This is a genomic window from Chitinophaga flava (assembly GCF_003308995.1).
GTDB classification, from domain to species: domain Bacteria; phylum Bacteroidota; class Bacteroidia; order Chitinophagales; family Chitinophagaceae; genus Chitinophaga; species Chitinophaga flava.
In genome coordinates this window covers 2914626-2931907 of record NZ_QFFJ01000001.1, presented here as the reverse complement: position 1 = coordinate 2931907, position 17282 = coordinate 2914626, and the positions used below count along the sequence as shown (strand labels likewise).

General features: G+C 46.0%; 11 protein-coding genes. 9 read left to right on the top strand and 2 right to left on the bottom strand.

Going from position 1 to position 17282, the window contains the following annotated elements; all coding sequences use genetic code 11:
* Positions 1 to 4 precede the first annotated feature (4 nt).
* Together DF182_RS11685 and DF182_RS11680 are read left to right on the top strand one after the other, a co-directional pair.
* The gene (locus DF182_RS11685) at positions 5 to 640 is read left to right on the top strand and encodes a LutC/YkgG family protein (protein ID WP_113616860.1); all 636 of its coding nucleotides are present in this window, start codon (positions 5 to 7) and stop codon (positions 638 to 640) included.
* Between the two features lie 110 nt (positions 641 to 750).
* Positions 751 to 1572, top strand: coding sequence for a UDP-2,3-diacylglucosamine diphosphatase (locus DF182_RS11680; protein ID WP_113615795.1), 822 nt, complete (start codon positions 751 to 753; stop codon positions 1570 to 1572).
* Here DF182_RS11680 and recO read toward each other — a convergent pair.
* Positions 1537 to 2274: a DNA repair protein RecO gene (recO, locus tag DF182_RS11675; protein WP_113615794.1), complete on the bottom strand. Its 738-nt coding sequence runs from the start codon at positions 2272 to 2274 to the stop codon at positions 1537 to 1539. The two genes, DF182_RS11680 and recO, sit on opposite strands and share 36 nt — an antisense overlap.
* Before the next feature lie 148 nt (positions 2275 to 2422).
* Here recO and DF182_RS11670 point away from each other — a divergent pair, with 148 nt between their 5' ends.
* Positions 2423 to 4837, top strand: coding sequence for an efflux RND transporter permease subunit (locus DF182_RS11670; protein ID WP_113615793.1), 2415 nt, complete (start codon positions 2423 to 2425; stop codon positions 4835 to 4837).
* A 303-nt stretch (positions 4838 to 5140) separates the two neighbouring features.
* Here DF182_RS11670 and DF182_RS32655 read toward each other — a convergent pair whose 3' ends face one another.
* A complete protein-coding gene (locus tag DF182_RS32655) occupies positions 5141 to 5452 on the bottom strand; it encodes a hypothetical protein (RefSeq protein WP_245957414.1) in 312 nt (103 codons plus the stop codon).
* Between DF182_RS32655 and DF182_RS32650 the strand changes: the two genes are divergently transcribed.
* From DF182_RS32650 to DF182_RS11640, 6 genes are all read left to right on the top strand, one after another.
* A complete protein-coding gene (locus tag DF182_RS32650; protein WP_245957413.1) occupies positions 5447 to 5818 on the top strand; it encodes a hypothetical protein in 372 nt (123 codons plus the stop codon). The genes DF182_RS32655 and DF182_RS32650 overlap by 6 nt on opposite strands.
* Positions 5819 to 6302: 484 nt before the next feature.
* Positions 6303 to 9383: a SusC/RagA family TonB-linked outer membrane protein gene (locus DF182_RS11660; protein ID WP_161964124.1), complete on the top strand. Its 3081-nt coding sequence runs from the start codon at positions 6303 to 6305 to the stop codon at positions 9381 to 9383.
* Between the two features lie 37 nt (positions 9384 to 9420).
* Complete coding sequence (locus DF182_RS11655; RefSeq protein ID WP_113615790.1) at positions 9421 to 10857, top strand: RagB/SusD family nutrient uptake outer membrane protein; 1437 nt, start codon at positions 9421 to 9423, stop codon at positions 10855 to 10857.
* Between the two features lie 360 nt (positions 10858 to 11217).
* The gene (locus DF182_RS11650; protein ID WP_113615789.1) at positions 11218 to 14391 is read left to right on the top strand and encodes a SusC/RagA family TonB-linked outer membrane protein; all 3174 of its coding nucleotides are present in this window, start codon (positions 11218 to 11220) and stop codon (positions 14389 to 14391) included.
* Positions 14392 to 14415: 24 nt separating this feature from the next.
* Positions 14416 to 16140, top strand: coding sequence for a SusD/RagB family nutrient-binding outer membrane lipoprotein (locus DF182_RS11645; protein ID WP_161964123.1), 1725 nt, complete (start codon positions 14416 to 14418; stop codon positions 16138 to 16140).
* A gap of 33 nt (positions 16141 to 16173) precedes the next feature.
* On the top strand, positions 16174 to 16722 hold the full coding sequence (locus DF182_RS11640; protein WP_113615787.1) for a hypothetical protein: 549 nt from the start codon (positions 16174 to 16176) through the stop codon (positions 16720 to 16722).
* The last annotated feature ends 560 nt before the right edge of the window (positions 16723 to 17282 follow it).

Below are 17282 nucleotides of genomic sequence, written 5' to 3'. Positions count from 1 at the left end.
AGATATGAAGATTTCTCCTGCTAAGGAAAATATTCTGAAAAGAGTACGGAATGCGTTAAGCCAGCCGGTACAGTTGCCCTTCCCTAACTCGGAGGGCAACTCCACTGTTTTCAAAGTAGAGAATGAAGGGTTGGAATTGAAGTTTGCGGAGGAGTTTACCAAATTACAGGGGAAGTTCGTTTTCTGCACCAGCAAGGCTGAACTGATAGAGAACCTGCGGGCATTGTCCGAAAATAAGGAATGGCGCAATCTCTACTGTCAGACTCCTTCCGTCATGAAAATGTTGCGTGGAGAAGAGCTGCCGGTGCTTAACCAGAGCGATATGCACGAAGCAGATGCAGCCATCACCGATTGCGAATATCTGATTGCCCGCACCGGTACTGTTGTGCTGAGCGCAGCCCAACCCAGCGGAAGAGTGCTCCCGGTATATGCGCCGGTCCATATTATGGTGGCTTATACCCATCAGCTGGTGTTTGATCTGAAAGATGCTTTCAATAAACTGAAAGAAAAATACGGCAACGAATTGCCTTCTGCAGTATCATTCGCCACAGGACCCAGCCGTACGGCAGACATCGAGAAAACGCTGGTAGTGGGTATCCACGGTCCAAAAGAAGTATACGTTTTTTTAGTAGACGAATAAAATCATGCTGTTTAGCCTTCCGCTTTCAGATTTTAGTAGAATATCCTTTTACTAAAAGCTATTATGCGGAAGGCTAAATTTTTTTTTTAAGGGGTAACGCTAACTGTCATATGGAAATTTCTTTACCAGCCAATAAGAAAATATATTTTGCTTCAGACTTCCACCTGGGTGCTCCCAATCCTGCTGTCAGCAGGGAGCGCGAAAAATTGATCGTACAGTGGCTGGAAATGGTGGAAAAGGATGCGCAACATATCTTTCTGGTAGGAGATCTTTTTGATTTCTGGTTTGAATACAAACATGTGATCCCTAAAGGATACACCCGCCTGCTGGGCAAGCTCGCCGACCTTACCGATAAAGGCATCGGTATATCCGTATTTATCGGCAACCACGACATGTGGATGGATGGTTATTTTGAGTCAGAGCTGAATATCCCTGTTTATTACGAACCCCAGGTGTTTACATTGGGCACCAAAAAATTCTATATCGGCCATGGTGATGGGTTAGGCCCCGGCGACCATGGATATAAGTTCCTGAAAAAGATTTTCCGTAACCCCGTATGCCGCTGGTTGTTCTCCTGTATACATCCGGTAGTGGGCATCTCCATGGCTAATTATTTCAGCCGTAAGAGCAGGGCGTCCACCGGCCAGGAGCTGGAGAAATTCCTGGGAGAAGACCAGGAATGGCTGGCGATCTACAGCCGGGAAGTGCTGCAAAAGGAACATTTCGACTATTTTATTTTCGGCCATCGGCATTTGCCGCTCGACCTTACTGTAGGAAAAGACAGCCGTTACATCAACCTGGGAGAATGGTTGAACTATACCTCCTATGCCGTTTTTGATGGAAATGATACCAGGCTGGAATTTTTTACAGAAGCGGGTGCGAAACTGGGGCAGCAGTCAGGCGTCCAGGATCTCGTGCAGAATGGGCGGTGACTGTAGTTCCGTGAAATCCGGCATATGCAACCGGAGATAGTCGAGATAAGCGTACAACAGTTTCCTTCTTTTTTCTTTTGTCATACTGATACCAGCCAGGTGCTGTATTTCGCTGCACTGGAAAATACGGTCGGTCAGCTCACTGTTTTCCGGGTCCAGGTGGGCCGTATGGTGAGGTGGCAGATCGGAAAAGGTACCTTCCTGCAGATCGAGGTAGGGCGTGTATTCAGTGAAGCGTCCACTAAGACGGAAGCCGAAGTGTTCGGCCAGTTTGAGCGTGTAGTATAGTGGCAGGTTGGCGATGACCGGCGTGGCCGATCCATCCAGCAGCTGCAGGGTGTTTTCTGTAAAATAATACAGCTCAAGATGTTGCTCCGGTTGTTTCAGGCTTTTCTGCAATAGCTCTATCAGGAACAGGGCAATGGTATTTTTGACCACGCTGAAGTGCAGCGAGGTATAAATGTAGCACAGCTTGAATTCGGAGATACGTTGCAGGTTTTTGAGCTCATTGTGGTATACCACCAGCTCGAGGATATTACCAGGCTGCAACAGATTGCCTTTGGCGGCTTTAGGCTTGGATGAGCGCACACCATTGGCGATATATGACTGGAGGCCAAACAGCTCAGTGAAGATACTCACGATCACGCTGGTATCCCCATATTTTACTGTACGTAATACTATGCCGCGTGTTTTATGAAGCAATTCCCCGTTTTTAAAGTGATACCGGCAACTGCCGGAATAAAGCTGCAATTTAGGCCAAACAAATGTAATTCAGGGAGAGATGGCTGTTACCAGCTAATAGGGATTTTAACTTACCTTTACGCCATTTAACAAAATTGAAAAATCCTTTATGTGGCAACGTTTAGCCGGCTTTGTGCTAAAATTCCGATTACCGCTCCTACTGCTGTTACTGATCGCCACCGGCGTGATGGCGATTTTTGCAACCAGGGTGGAGATGTCCTACGACTATGTGGCTACCATACCGCATGATAATCCTAAATTTCTGGAGTACCAGAAGTTCAAGGAAAAGTTCGGAGGAGATGGTAATATGCTGGTGTTGGGGGTGCAAACCGACAAGTTTTTCCAGGAAGATTTTTTCCGGGACTATATGAAGCTCAACCAAGACCTGAAGAAAGTCAGCGCAGTGGAAAGCATTCTGAGCGTGCCGGTGGCCATCAACCTTGTGAAAAATGACAGTACACAGAAGCTGGAAGCGGGGTTGTTGTTTAAGGACAGCAGTTATACCCAGGCGCAGATTGATAGTCTGGCGGGCGTGTTCAGGACCTTGTTGTTTTATAAGGACCGCCTGTACAATGCCGAAACGGGTGCCTATATGATGGCCATCTATGTAAACAAGGATGTTTTCAATTCCCCCAAACGCACAGCTGTGGTAGCTGAAATTACCAAACTGGCCAAAGCTTTTGAAGAGAAACATCATACAGAGGTGCATTTAAGCGGTTTGCCACTTATTCGTACAGTCATGGCCGTTAAGGTAGCGGATGAACTGAAGCTTTTTCTGAAGATCTCTTTCCTGCTGACAGGATTGATCCTGTTCCTGTTTTTCCGGTCTTTTGGAGCAGTGTTGATGTCTATGGTGGTGGTAGCAATTGGTGTGATCTGGTCGGTAGCCACTATTGTGCTGATGGGCTATAAGATCACGTTGCTGACTGGTTTGATTCCTTCGCTGATCGTAGTGATCGGGATACCCAACTGTGTTTATTTTCTCAGTAAATATCATGCGGAATATGCCCGCCACGGTAATAAAACCAAGGCGTTGGTGCGGATGATACAGCGGATGGGCATCGTAACACTGTTTACCAACCTGACCGCCGCTATCGGTTTCGGGGTGTTCTGTTTCACCAACAGTGCTATTCTGAAAGAGTTTGGTGTGGTAGCGGGGTTAAATATCATGTTCATCTTCCTGATCTCTTTCATCTTCCTGCCTTCCGTGTTGAGTTTCCTGCCACCGCCGAAAACCAAACATATCAACTATCTGGAAAACGGTTTTCTGGGCAAGGTGCTGGATTTCCTCATTACGCTGGTATTTAAATACCGCAAACCTGTATATCTTTTTACAGGTATTGTGGTGATAGGAGCCCTGGTAGGTATGACCCGACTGAAGTCTGTAGGTTATATGCTGGATGATATTCCGAAGACCGACAAGCTGTATACCGATCTGAAATTTTTTGAGAATAACTTTAAAGGTGTGATGCCGCTGGAGATAGCGGTAGATACCAAACGTAAAAACGGAGTCGTTAGCCTGCAGACGTTGAACAAGCTGGATGAACTGACTAAGTTGATTGAATCCCAGTCAGACTTTGCGAGGCCTTTGTCGATTGTGGAGGGTATCAAGTTTGCCAAGCAGGCTTATTATAACGGCGACAGCTCCAACTATGCAGTGCCTAACCAGTTTGATCTGGGCTTTCTGGCGCCTTATCTGCGCATGAAACAGGCCAATACATCGGCGAATGGTTCGGCTACTAACTTTTCGAAGCTGCTATCTTCCTTTATGGACAGCACCAAACAGGTGGCGAGGGTAAGTGTGAATATGAAAGACGTGGGTTCCCAGCGGTTGCCGTTACTGATGGATTCACTGGCTCCCAAGGTGACTGCTATTTTTGACACAGCGCATTACAAGGTAACCTTTACCGGTACCAGTATTATATTCCAGGAGGGTACGCGGTTTATCATCAATGGTCTGACAGAAAGTATTCTGCTGGCTTTTGTGCTGATCATGGTTTGTATGTTGTATCTGTTCCGTTCCTGGCGGATGTTGCTCATTTCGCTGATCCCCAACATTATCCCGCTGATAGTGACTGCCGGTGTGATGGGATGGATAGGGGTAGCATTGAAACCATCTACGGTGTTGGTGTTTAGTGTGGCACTGGGTATAGCCATTGACGTTACTATTCGTTTCCTGGTGAACTTTAAGCAGGAGTTGCCGCGGCATGACCTGGATATTTCCGCTACGGTAAAGCAGACGATCCATGAAACTGGTTTGAGTATTATTTATACCTCGATGATCCTTTTTGCCGGGTTTATGATTTTCAGTTTCTCTGAGTTTGGTGGTACCAAGGCGTTAGGATGGCTGACTTCCCTGACACTGGTGGTGGCGATGATTACCAATCTTACGATTCTGCCGGCGTTGTTGTTATGGATGGAGAAGGCTTTGTTGAAGAAGGCACGGAGGAAAGAGTTGTGGACAGCGTTGGATGAAGAGCAGGACATTGAGATGTCTAAGCTGGGTGTTGATGACAGTGAATAGGATGAATTGAGTATTTAGATATCAGATAAAAAAAAGAAGCGAAGGCTATAGTTATGTGCTATGGTTTTCGCTTCTTCGTTTTCCTACCTATTGTAGAAACGGGGTTGTGGGATGCTAAACAGCCGCAATAATTTAGCTAAAATGGACAAAAAACGGTTATAAAATAATCTAGTGGGGAGCATTCAAATACCCTTATCGCCGCTTGTATAAAAGCTGTGTATATACCGAATAAAAAGTGAGAGGTTTATAATGCCATTCTAACCACACTAGTTCATGAAAAACAAATACTTAAAGGGCGCTCATTTATCTGAGCGCAAGTTTAAGGAGATCCTGCGGCTGTTTGCCGACGATCTTACTGCGACGCAGATCGCTGATATAAGCGGAGTAAGCAGAGTAACTATTAATAGTTATCTGAAGAAGCTTAGGAATCAGATAGCCCGTTTCTGCGAGACGCAGCATCCAGTACCGGTTCCGGTCGTAGCCTACGACAGCCGGTATGTTGAAACCCAGACGGATATTGACAGCGGCGATACGCTGGTCGCTGTTAAGCCTGAGGTTGACCGCATTGTAAAGCCGGTCATTTTTGGTATCTGCAAAATTGCAGACCGGTTGCACACCGAAATTTTACCTGATGTAACGAGGCCTATGATCCATGCCGCTACACGCGGCCGTTCCGTATTGGAGACGCTGGATACGACCGAACGTTTGCGTCGGTTTAACGGTGTTGTGGACCTGGGCCAGTATCGTTTGTACCGATTGGGTAATCCCCAGACGGATTCCGCTCATGGAGGTCCGTTGATGGATGATGTAGATGCTTTCTGGGGTTTGACCAAGCACCGCCTGGCCAAGTTCAAGGGGCTGAACCGTAATACGGCCTATCTGCATCTGAAAGAATGTGAGTACAGGTTCAATCATCGGAATGAAGACCTGTATGCGGTATTGCTGGAATTATTAAAAGCATATCCGCTTACCCTTTCTTGATAAATTTATTTGTCACGCCGTCAGGCGTGACAATATTAAATCTCGATTTAGATTTTGGTTGATAAGTGCAGGTGGTATTCTTGCCGCTTGTTTATTTACATCTATCTATATATTTATAATTAATTACATAAGTTAACGTCGTGTTAAAAAGATGTTATCGGCATGTTATAGCCAAGTTTTCCAGCTTAATTTTTTGTTAATAAAGATTATATTTACAGCTGGTTGAAAATTTGTCAAGGAAACTGCTTATGGGAAAGAAGTTAATAGCTTCTTCTGTTGATTTATTAAATAAATCGCAAGGATTGTCGTTGATTTTTAATTATCGTACTGTCATTACACCTGCCAGCTGAAAGTTCTCCACAAGAATTTTATCAACTTATTTTTTATTGCAATAACGGGAACCAAAATGAATTGAGGCATTAAGCCTTGATATTGATTATTATTTTTTTTTGAAGGTTAAAAACTAGGAAACAAAATCATGCTTATGAGGAAAGTATTATTTCTCCTCCTGGCCGTGCTATGCGTGGCTGGTCAGGCATTTGCGCAAAATCGCAATGTAATGGGGAAAGTTACCGACGGGAAAGACGGATCACCTATACCTGGGGTAACCATTCAGGTAAAGGGCACCTCCAAAGGTATTGCCACGAATCCGGACGGCACATTCAGCCTGCAGGCGTCCGGTCAAGATGTATTAGTAGTATCATTTATTGGCTACGAAACCAAAGAAGTACCTGTTGGTACTGCTGAAAAGCTCAACATCACACTGAAAACAGACTCCAAAAGTCTGGATGAAGTAGTGGTAACAGGGTATACCCTGGAAAAAAAGGCGAATTCCACTATCGCTGCCTCCACTATCACTGGTGCAAAAATCAACAACGTATCCCTGCCTGATGTAAACCAGATGCTGCAGGGTAATGCACCCGGTATTTCCGTATCTACCAACTCCGGTCAGCCTGGATCCAAAACAGAAGTAAGGATCCGTGGTATCGGTTCTATCTCTGCCAGCAACAGCCCTCTGTATGTACTGGACGGGGTGATCATGTCTTCAGGTGATTTCACGCAGAATACACCTTCTCAGGACATCATGTCCAGCCTGAACCCGGCAGATATCGAAAACATCACTATTCTGAAAGATGCCTCTGCCACTGCCCTCTATGGTGCCCGTGGTTCCAATGGTGTGGTGGTTATCACTACCAAAACCGGTAAAAAAGGACAGAGCAGAATCAATTTCAATGGCAAATTCGGTTTCCAGAACCTCGCTAAAAGTATTCCGATGATGAATGCTACAGAGCTGCTCGACTATCAGCGGGAAGCCCTGAGAAATGCAGGCAAATCTGAAGCGGATGTTATGAAATACCGTCCTGACCACCTGGCTAATGTTAACACAGACTGGATGGACCTGGCTTTCCGCACAGGTAAAACTCAGTCTTATGGTTTGAACGCCAGCGGTGGAAACGAAAAAACCACTTTCTATACTTCCGGTGACTACTTCAAACAGGATGGTATCCTGATCGGTAGTAACTTCAGCCGTTACTCCGGCCGTTTGAACGTAGACCATAAGTTCAATAACAAATTTGACCTGAGCGTAAAAATGAGCGGTACCTATACCGATCAGAGCAGCGCAGGTGCTGGTAACTCCTACTCTTCTCCGCTGATGGGTGCACTCACACAAGTGCCCTGGATTCCTGCAACAGATGAGAATGGCAAGCCATATGCAGGCCATGTGGATGGTCAACCTGGTTCTACTGGCTGGTCTGGTGTAGCTGATATTCCGCAGTCTTTCCGTCCTGTGCTGCAGGGTGGTAACTTCCTGAATACTGTTGCCAGCAACTACCGGAAAAACAATAATACGCAGACAATTTTCAACGCGGCACTGGGTTATAACATCATCGACGGCCTGCGTTTTGTTGTGAAAGGTAATGCTGAAATCACCGGCATCCGTGAAAAACAATGGACTTCTCCGACTTCTTATGATGGTCGTACTTCCGGCGGGTATCTGTACAATATCAACACCAACATGTCATTGTATACTACTCAACAGTTGCTGACCTACAACTTCTCCATCAACAAAGATCACAACTTTAACGTACTGGCAGGTAACGAGTACTCCTACCAGACAAGGATATATACTCTTGCGGGTAAAAACGGGTTCCCCGGCAACCAGCTGCAGGTGCCTGACGTAGGTGCCAGCCTGTATGATGGTGGTGGTAGCGAAAGAGCTTACGCTTTCCAGGGTCTGATCGGAAAAGTTGACTATGACTACCAGTCCAGATATTTCCTGAGCGCGAGCTTCAGAAGAGACGGTTCTTCCCGTTTCCCTAAAAACTCCCGCTATGGTAACTTCTACTCAGTAGGTGCTGCATGGCGTATTACTCAGGAGGAATTTGCTAAAAATATCTCCTGGCTGAACGACCTGAAACTGCGTTCCAGCTACGGTATCATGGGTAACGCTGAAGGTCTGGGTAGATACCCTGACTATCCTTACCAGGGTCTTTATAGCATGTCCGGTGCTTATCTGGGTGAAACAGCCGCTTTTGCCAGCCAACCAGGCAATCCTAACCTGAGCTGGGAAAAACAAAACCTGTTCGACATCGGTCTGGACTTCTCTGTACTGAATCGTCGTGTGTACGGTAACATTGGTTTCTATGATAAACGTTCTTCTGCCCTGCTGATGGAACTGCCGCTGTCTATGACTACCGGCTTTGAAGCAATCAACATGAACGTTGGTAAAATGCTGAACCAGGGTTTTGAAATCACTATCGGTGGTATTCCGGTTGCTACTAAAGATTTGACCTGGTCTTCTGATGTGAACTTTGCTACCCTGCGTAACAAAGTACTGGACCTGGGTGGCCAACAGGCTATTCCTAATGGATCCAGACAACGTATTGAAGTAGGCAGAGCATACGGTTCCTGGTATATGCCGGTTTGGTATGGTGTTAATCCGGATAACGGAGACCCACTGTGGGTTGGAAATGATGGTAAACCTACCAACAACTACAAAGAAGCACAGAACAACAGGCAATTCGTTGGCCAGATGCTGCCTAAGATCACTGGTGGCTGGACCAACAAAGTCAACTACAAAAACTTTGATCTGTCTATGCTGATCACTTTCAGCGCAGGTAACAAAGTATATAATTCCAACCGTGCTAACCTGGAAGCTGATGGTGCTAACGTTCGTAACCAGGCGAAAGACGCATTGGACCACTGGAAAAATGCCGGCGACATCTCCGACAGACCTAAAGTTATCTGGGGTGGTAGTGGTGCTAACCAGTCTTCTACCCGTTACCTGGAAGATGTGTCTTACGCAAGGATCAGAAACCTGACACTGGGTTATACCCTGCCTAAACACCTGTTGGGTGCCATGAAAATGCAGTCACTCCGTGTATATGCTCAGGCAGAAAACCTGTTCACCCTGACCAGCTACAAAGGATGGGATCCGGATATCAACATTAACCCGCTGCCTCCGACCAGTACTGCTTCTGTGGCTACAACCAACGCGGGAACTGATTTTTATCGTTATCCTACTTCTCGCGTGTTCACATTTGGTATCAGCGTAGGATTGTAATTGAAGAAGTTGCTTAACAAAAAATTTTAAGTTAATCATGAAATATCCAAAACTTTCTATACTTGCGTTATCAGCTGCTACAGCATTTGCTGCCTGCAATTCCAAGCTGGACCTCAGTCCTGCTGATGCGCTGGATGATAAAACTGCCGTTACTGAAGGAAACTCCCGTATCCTGGCCAATGGTTTGTATGAGCGCGCGCAGGAGATTGAGTATTATGGCCGCGACTTTACAGTAGTGAACGAGGTGACAGGTAATGATGTAAAGATTACTTCTATCAACTCCAACAGGTTTGTTCTGGAGTATCAGTACATGTTCACTCCCCTGAGTGCAGCTCAGAACAAAACATGGCTGAATGCTTACCGCGTTGCGAACCAGGCAAGCACCATGATCGATAAGCTGCCGGATACAGAGATGACATTGCCTTATAAAGGTGAGGCTCATTTCATGAGAGCATTGGCTCACCTGGACCTGGCCAGAAGGTATACGAAACCTTACTCCATCATGCTGGAAATTGGTGATGTGAATGCTGCTAACACTGGTCTGCCACTGGCGATGAAAGCTGTAGACGATCCGGCTAAGTTTAAGCCTTCCCGTTCTACGCTGAAAGAAACCTATGATGCCATCATTGGTGATCTGAAAGTGGCCCAGACAATGGCTCCGGACTCAAAACTCAAATCTGATGGAGCTTTCCGCGCTTCCAGAAATGCTGCCACTGCGCTGCTGACCCGCGTGTATCTTTATCAGAAAAACTGGGCTAATGTTATTACAGAAGCCAATAAGCTGATGAATGATTATGCCCTGTGGAGTAATCCCAACTATCTGGCTAACTTCACCTCCGATGCTGCTACCAGTGAAGAGATCTTCTCCCTGCGTTTTCTGACGCCGGAAAACAGAGGTTCTGATAACATCGGTGGCATCTATCTTCCTAATGACAATACTCCTACCAGCGGCTATGGCGACGTAAGACTCGCTGATGGTTTTATGGCCTTGCTGGACCCTGCCGATTACCGCAATACTATTGTTAAAAACTTTGCTGGTGGCTTCTACATGATGAAGTGGATTGGCAATGGTCAGGGTATCACAGGTATGACTAACATAAAAGTATTGAGAATTAGCGAAGTGCTGCTGAATCGCGCCGAAGCTTATGCACAGGACAATCAGCTGCAACTGGCTGTTAACGATATCAACAGCCTGCGTACTAAACGTGGTCTGACTGCCTTTGCAGGCGCTACTCAGGCAGAAATCCTGACAGAGATCTTTAAACAAAGAAGACTGGAACTGATCGGTGAAGGTTTTGGTGCTACTGACCTGTTCAGGACTCACGGTACCCGCCAAATCGTAGATGCAGACGGCTTTAAGTCTCCTAACACACCGGTAGTGCCTTTCAACAACAACCTCGTGGCATTCCCGATCCCACAGACAGAAATTGACGCTAACCCGAACATTGTACAGAATCCGGGTTACAATAAATAATTTTTGCAAACTGTAATTGAAAAGGACACCAGTATACTGGTGTCCTTTTTTCGTATAACCCTATCCATAACTTTAGTTCCCTTCTTCCTGCCCCGGCCCGCCATTTGTAAAAAAAATCTTTTATGCAGTTTTCTTTGTATTTGGTAAAAAAAAATATATTCCCTCTCCCATCACTTTGTCAACAATTCCAAATGTTTCCTGTTATCTAGCTGTTATTTAACAAATATTTATCTAGATTCATATAGCAAATTATCTGAAATTATCTGATATTATTTTAACCAATATTGATAATATATCAGCTTTTTTTGTTGTAATTTAACTGAGTTAACTTCTATTTAGTCAATCAAAACCAAGTCGCTTATGAAAAAAGAGCTACTACTATGGCTGTTCATGTGCAGCAGCGTTCTCAGCGCAGTAGCCCAGACACGAACGATCAGCGGAAAAGTTACGGATGCCAAAGATGGTTCTGCTCTTCCCGGTGTTACGGTGGTCATAAAGGGTACGACAAAAGGGGTGTTTACATCCGGTGATGGTACCTATAAAATGAATAACGTCCCTGCTAATGCTACGTTCGTGTTTTCTTTTGTAGGATATCTCACCAAAGAAGTGCCTGTAGGCCCGGGTAATGAAGTAGACGTGGCCCTGGAATCAGATAAAAAACAATTAGGCGAAGTAGTAGTAACAGCAGTAGGTTTAAAACGAAATGAGACCTCGCTGGGATACTCGGTGGCCACGGTAAAACCAGACCAGATCCAGCAGAAATCCGAACCGGATATGTTGAAGGGATTGCAGGGTAAAGTGGCCGGGGTGGACATCAGAAGCTCACAAGGTACACCTGGCGCCGCCACCCGTATCAATATCCGTGGTAATACCTCTTTTTATGGCAATAACGAACCGCTGATCATAGTAGATGGGATTCCTTACAATAATGATCAGGTAACTACCTCCAGCCAGACTTCCGGTGGTGGTGCCTACTCCAGCGGTCTTTCATCCCTCGACCCCAATGATATTGCCTCCATGACAGTTCTGAAAGGTGCAGCAGCAGCTGCGCTCTATGGTTCGAGGGCTTCTAATGGTGCGATCATCGTTACTACCAAATCCGGTAGTGCCAGCATGGGAAAACGGAAAACTGAAGTGACCTACTCCTCTTCTCTCTCCATGGAAACAGTAGCCAGCTATCCCAAATATCAAAACGATTTTGGTGCTGGTAGCCGGTTTGTTTATTCCAATTCAAATGGCTCCTGGGGCCCCAGATTTGGCACACTGGACTCTATTCCGGTATGGCAAAACTATCTGGATGCTTTCCCCAACCTGTTCCCTGCTTCCGGCAAAATCCCCTATCGTGCAGTTCCCAACAACGTGAGGGACCTGTTTCGTACAGGCTGGATCACTGAAAATTCAGTGGGCGTAAATGGTGGTAATGAAAAATCATCCATCAGTGCTACGGCTTCTTATCTGAGCCAGGATGGTTATGTGCCCCACTCTTTCTTCAACAGAGGCAACCTGTCTGTAGGTGGTGTAACCCGCCTGACCAACGGATTGACCGTTAACGCCAATTTCAGCTACAGCACCAGCAATCAGGGTGGTAGTATATTCGGGGAAAACCAGGTATCGGGTGCTACTTCATCCTTTGCCCGTAACCTATTCCTGGCCCGTAACTGGAATATTGCCGGACTACCTTTTGTGGACCCTCTTACCGGTAATCCGGTTTCTACCAATAATGCTCAATATGATAACCCCTTATGGGCTTTTGCACATAATACCGTGACCACCGCAACAGACCGTTATGTGGCAGGTCTGAAGTTTAACTATGAAGTGTTACCCTGGTTCAACCTGAGTTATCAGATTGGTACCAACATCAACTCTTTCCTGCGTAAGGAAGTGGTGGACGTAGGTTCCAGAGGTGCAGAAGGTAATGGTCAGGTTACACAACAGAGCTATCGCTTTACGGAAATCGAGTCCAACCTCATTGGTACCTTTACTCCCAAGCTTAAAAATGAAGACTTCGGACTGAAAGTGCTGGTAGGTCAGAACGTTAACGAGCGTACGACAAAATCACAGGTGAATATTGGTAAAAATATCATCGTACCCAGAAGTACCTGGGCGCTCACCAATACCAAGAGTGTACTGCCTTCGGAAGACCTCTTCATCCGGCGCAGATTGTGGGGGCTTTTCGGGGAAGTGGACTTAGACTATAAAAAATGGCTCTTCCTGGCCGTGACAGGCAGAAATGACTGGTCTTCCACCCTACCATCCAACAACCGTAGCTATTTTTATCCAAGCGTGGCGGTTTCCTGGGTGTTTACCGATGCGCTTAAACTGGAAAGCAAGGTGCTGACCTTTGGTAAACTCAGGGCCAGCTGGGCGAAAGTGGGCAGGGATGCAGATCCTTATCAACTTGCCAATATCTTCCGCCTCAACATACCTTTCCAGGGACAATCCGGTGTGATGCAAAACCCCAATGCAGGCAATCCTAACCTGAAGCCTGAGTTTACACAGGACTTTGAAGTAGGTACTACGCTGGAATTCTTTGACAGAAGGGCTGCCCTCGACTTTGCCTGGTATTCCCGTTTGTCTACCAATCAGATTGCACCATTGACCCTGCCACCTTCTTCCGGCTTCGGACAGGTGATCGACAACTTCGGGAAACTGACCAATAAAGGGATTGAGATAGATCTTAATGTGATACCGATCAAAAATAAGAATCTCACCTGGAGCATACACGGTGTATTCACCAAAAACAGAAGTATAGTAAAAGAGCTGAAACCCGGAGTGGTACGACTGCCGCTGGCAGGTGTGCTGGATGCGATCTCTCCTTTCCTGGAAGCAGGAAAACCATATGGCTACCTCCGTGGTACAGCTGATGCAAGAGATTCCGATGGTAAGCTGCTTATCGATCCTTCCAATGGTTTCCTGATTCCTGATCCCAATCAGCGCATGATCGGTAATCCCAATCCGGATTTCAAAACAGGTATCAGTACTACCCTCAACTACAAAGGTTTCTTCCTGAATGTATTGTTTGACCTTACCAGAGGTGGAGATATTTATTCTGTTACTACCAGCTCTCTGTTGGGCCGTGGTGTGACAAAAGACACGGGTCCCGCCCAACGTGACAATGTATATGTGATTCCGGGTGTATATGGTGATGTGAATTCTGCCACCGCCTTACTGGACAATAAAGGACAACGTATACCCAATACAACAGCCATCAGTCTTTTTGAAATGTTCTTTGGTGAAACTTTTGCCATCAACTCTGCTTCCGAATGGAATGTATATGACGCTACCGTGTATACCTTCCGTGAAGCGACGCTGGGCTATGATTTCCCTAAAAGCTGGTTCAGCAAAACGCCTATTGGCAGCTTAACCGTTACCCTGACAGGACGTAATCTCTGGTACTATGCTCCTTTTCTGCCTAAATACACACGCTTTAATCCGGAAGTGGGCAGCTTTGGTTCTACCAACGTACAGGGGATTGAATTGTCCGGTGCTCCTACCACCCGGCGTTTTGGCGTAAACGTTAAAGTGACGTTCTAGTTTATCATGAATAAAATTGAACTGATGAAAAAACTAAGCTATATTCTTTTGATTCTCTTTGTTGTTGTGGCGGCAGGATGTACGAAACATTTTCTGGATATCAACAATGACCCGAACAACCCGCAGCAGGCTTCGTTGAAACTGTTGTTGACCGGTGCGGAACATGGCCTGGCATATGATATGGGTTTTACCAATGATGCCCGTGGAGCCAGGGGGCTTACGGAAGTATTGTCTGTGTATGTGCATCAGGTCGTGGTGCGTGAATCCCAGGACCAGTATGGGGCCACCGGTTCGCAGTTTGATATTAACGGTGCGTGGACAGGTTTTTATAGTTCTGCCGTAGCTGCTAACGGTCCCGACTATATTGGTACCATGGAGAACGTCGAGGTACTGATAAGACAGGCCACAGCAGGGAATAATACCATCTATGCAGGTATCGGCAAACTGCTGAAAGCATATGGCTACAGTCAGTATGTGGATGCTTTTGCGGATGTGCCTTTTTCACAGGCCAACCAGTTTGCTACCAATGGTGTACGTTATCCGGTATTTGACAAGGGGGCAACTATTTATCCGAAGTTGCTTGCGCTGATCGATGAAGCGATTGGTAACCTTCAGAATACCAGTGGCAACGATTTGATACCGTCTACTGATGATGTTTTTTACAGTGGTGATGTGGCTGCCTGGATAAGGATGGCCAAAAGTCTGAAGCTGAAACTGTATAATCAGATAAGACTGGTGCAGGATGTATCCGGTCCGGTGAATCAGCTGGTTTCAGCAGGAGGCCTGATCGGCAGTACTGATCAGGGATTTATGATGCGGTATGGTTCGCTGGCTTCTCCGGACGACAGGAACCCGGGTTTCAGTGAGTATTATGCAACCCAGAAATCACACTATATGAGTCCCTGGTTTTATGAAATCATGAAAGGGTATAATACCCGGTTGTTTACCGGTATCAGGGACCCACGTATTCCCTATTATTTTTATAACCAGAATGGTCCGCTGGGCCCTTCCCAGCAGCTGACCGAATACCGTGATTCGGCCTTTATTTCCATCTATTTCGGCTCTACGGGCACTAACCGGAATGGTTCACAGGATAACAGTATGACGGTATTTGGTATTTATCCGGTGGGTGGTCGTTACGATATCGGAGATTCCACTACCGTAACTGCCAGCAGCGGTACCGGTGCTGCGCCTTTAAGGCTGATCTCCTACGCTGATATATTATTTATTGAAGCAGAGCTGATGAATGCCGGTATTATTGCGGGGGATGCCCGTCAGAAATTGTCTGATGCGATAGATGAGTCTTTCCGCCAGGTTGACTTTGTAGTAGGGCTGGCGAAGGGAAACCAGTCGGTACCAGCCATCTTTGGGGGGCCTTCTACTGATTATCGCAACAAAATACTGGTGGCATATGATGCCCAGACTACGCCGGCTGGCCGGCTGGAAGTGATCATCACTCAGAAATGGATACAGGCCTTTGGCTTTAGTGGCGACCTGTATAGTGATTATCGCCGTACCGGTTTCCCCATTCTGTTTAATCCGAACGATCCTACGATGGCCCCAGGTGGTTTTGTACAGCCTCCCATCTTCGGTAATCCTACCCTGCCTCCTCCGCAGGCTAAGGTGCCGGTAGCCTTAGGCCGGAAATATCCGCTTTCCCTGCCATGGCCTGTTGTGGAGATGCAGGTAAACCCAAATGCACCACCACAAAAACAACCTGATATAACGCCTCCGTTCTGGCGTCCTTAACATTGGCATTTCTGGATAAAAAAAACTGTAAGTATGAAGAATAAGTTTCTCTATATAGTAACGTTGGTTGCATGGATGACTTTCATTTTTGCCTGCACCAAGAATGACAATGCTAAACTGCCGGACGGCATTGCCAAACGCGCATTGCCCCAGCTATCCAAAGATGCTACCAAAGACCAGTCTATTCTGGCAGCCAACCTGCCTGGCTTCAACGGTGCCATCAATGTGGCACTGTATTTCCCCGATGGCGAACAGCCTAAAACCACCGATGTGGTAGTGGCTATGAACGGTCAATTAAACAACATCAAAGTGCTGCAGGGCGGTCTTACATCACTGCCTGCTAACGTGCCGATTACCGGTCCGCAACTGATGCAGTTGTTTAGTTTACCAGCCAATGGTGTAAAAGCCGGAGACTTCTTTGATGTGGCTATCAATTTCAATATGAATGACGGCCGGCAACTGCACGGTTTTGGGGATACCATCACTTTGTCTGATGGTACCAAAAAATTTCTCAGACCTTACGGCAGTGATGTGGAAGGTTTTGCCAAACTTGTCAGGAAAGTGACCTTTACGGTGAAGTAAAAAGATAAGATTGAGAAGGTGGATAGATGCTAGATAAGAAAGTGAATCGGTTTATAGCAACAAAAACGGCTAACGGCTTCAGTATTTCGGACATGATGCCTCTGTAATACACTTATCGCATTCAATACTACGTCCATCGTGGAGGGAGACAGTTTGGGTGATTTAATAAAGACTTAATAGAAAACAGTAACGATACCTTACTGAATTTTAATATCAGAAAGCGCGCCATTTGCAGTATGGCGCGCTTTTTTGTTGGCTTTTACTACTACTTAACTTATCAAGAATTATTTATCGGCGAGAGGAATTATAGAATTACATTAACTTAGTGCGGTTAAAAAATATTTTTAACTTTTTTATACCTTGTGTAAGGTTTTAAAAAAGAATTAACAATTGAGTAATCAAAATCTGAAAGTGTGATGTTATAACCCGTTTTTTTACAGCCTTTGCTTATGTAGATGAGACGTGATGATTCCTATGCTGTGCGAGATGCCAGATGCCAACGTAGCTCCTCCGAACAGTATATCCATGTGAGTTTTTGATCCCGGTAATTAAAGTGCCCT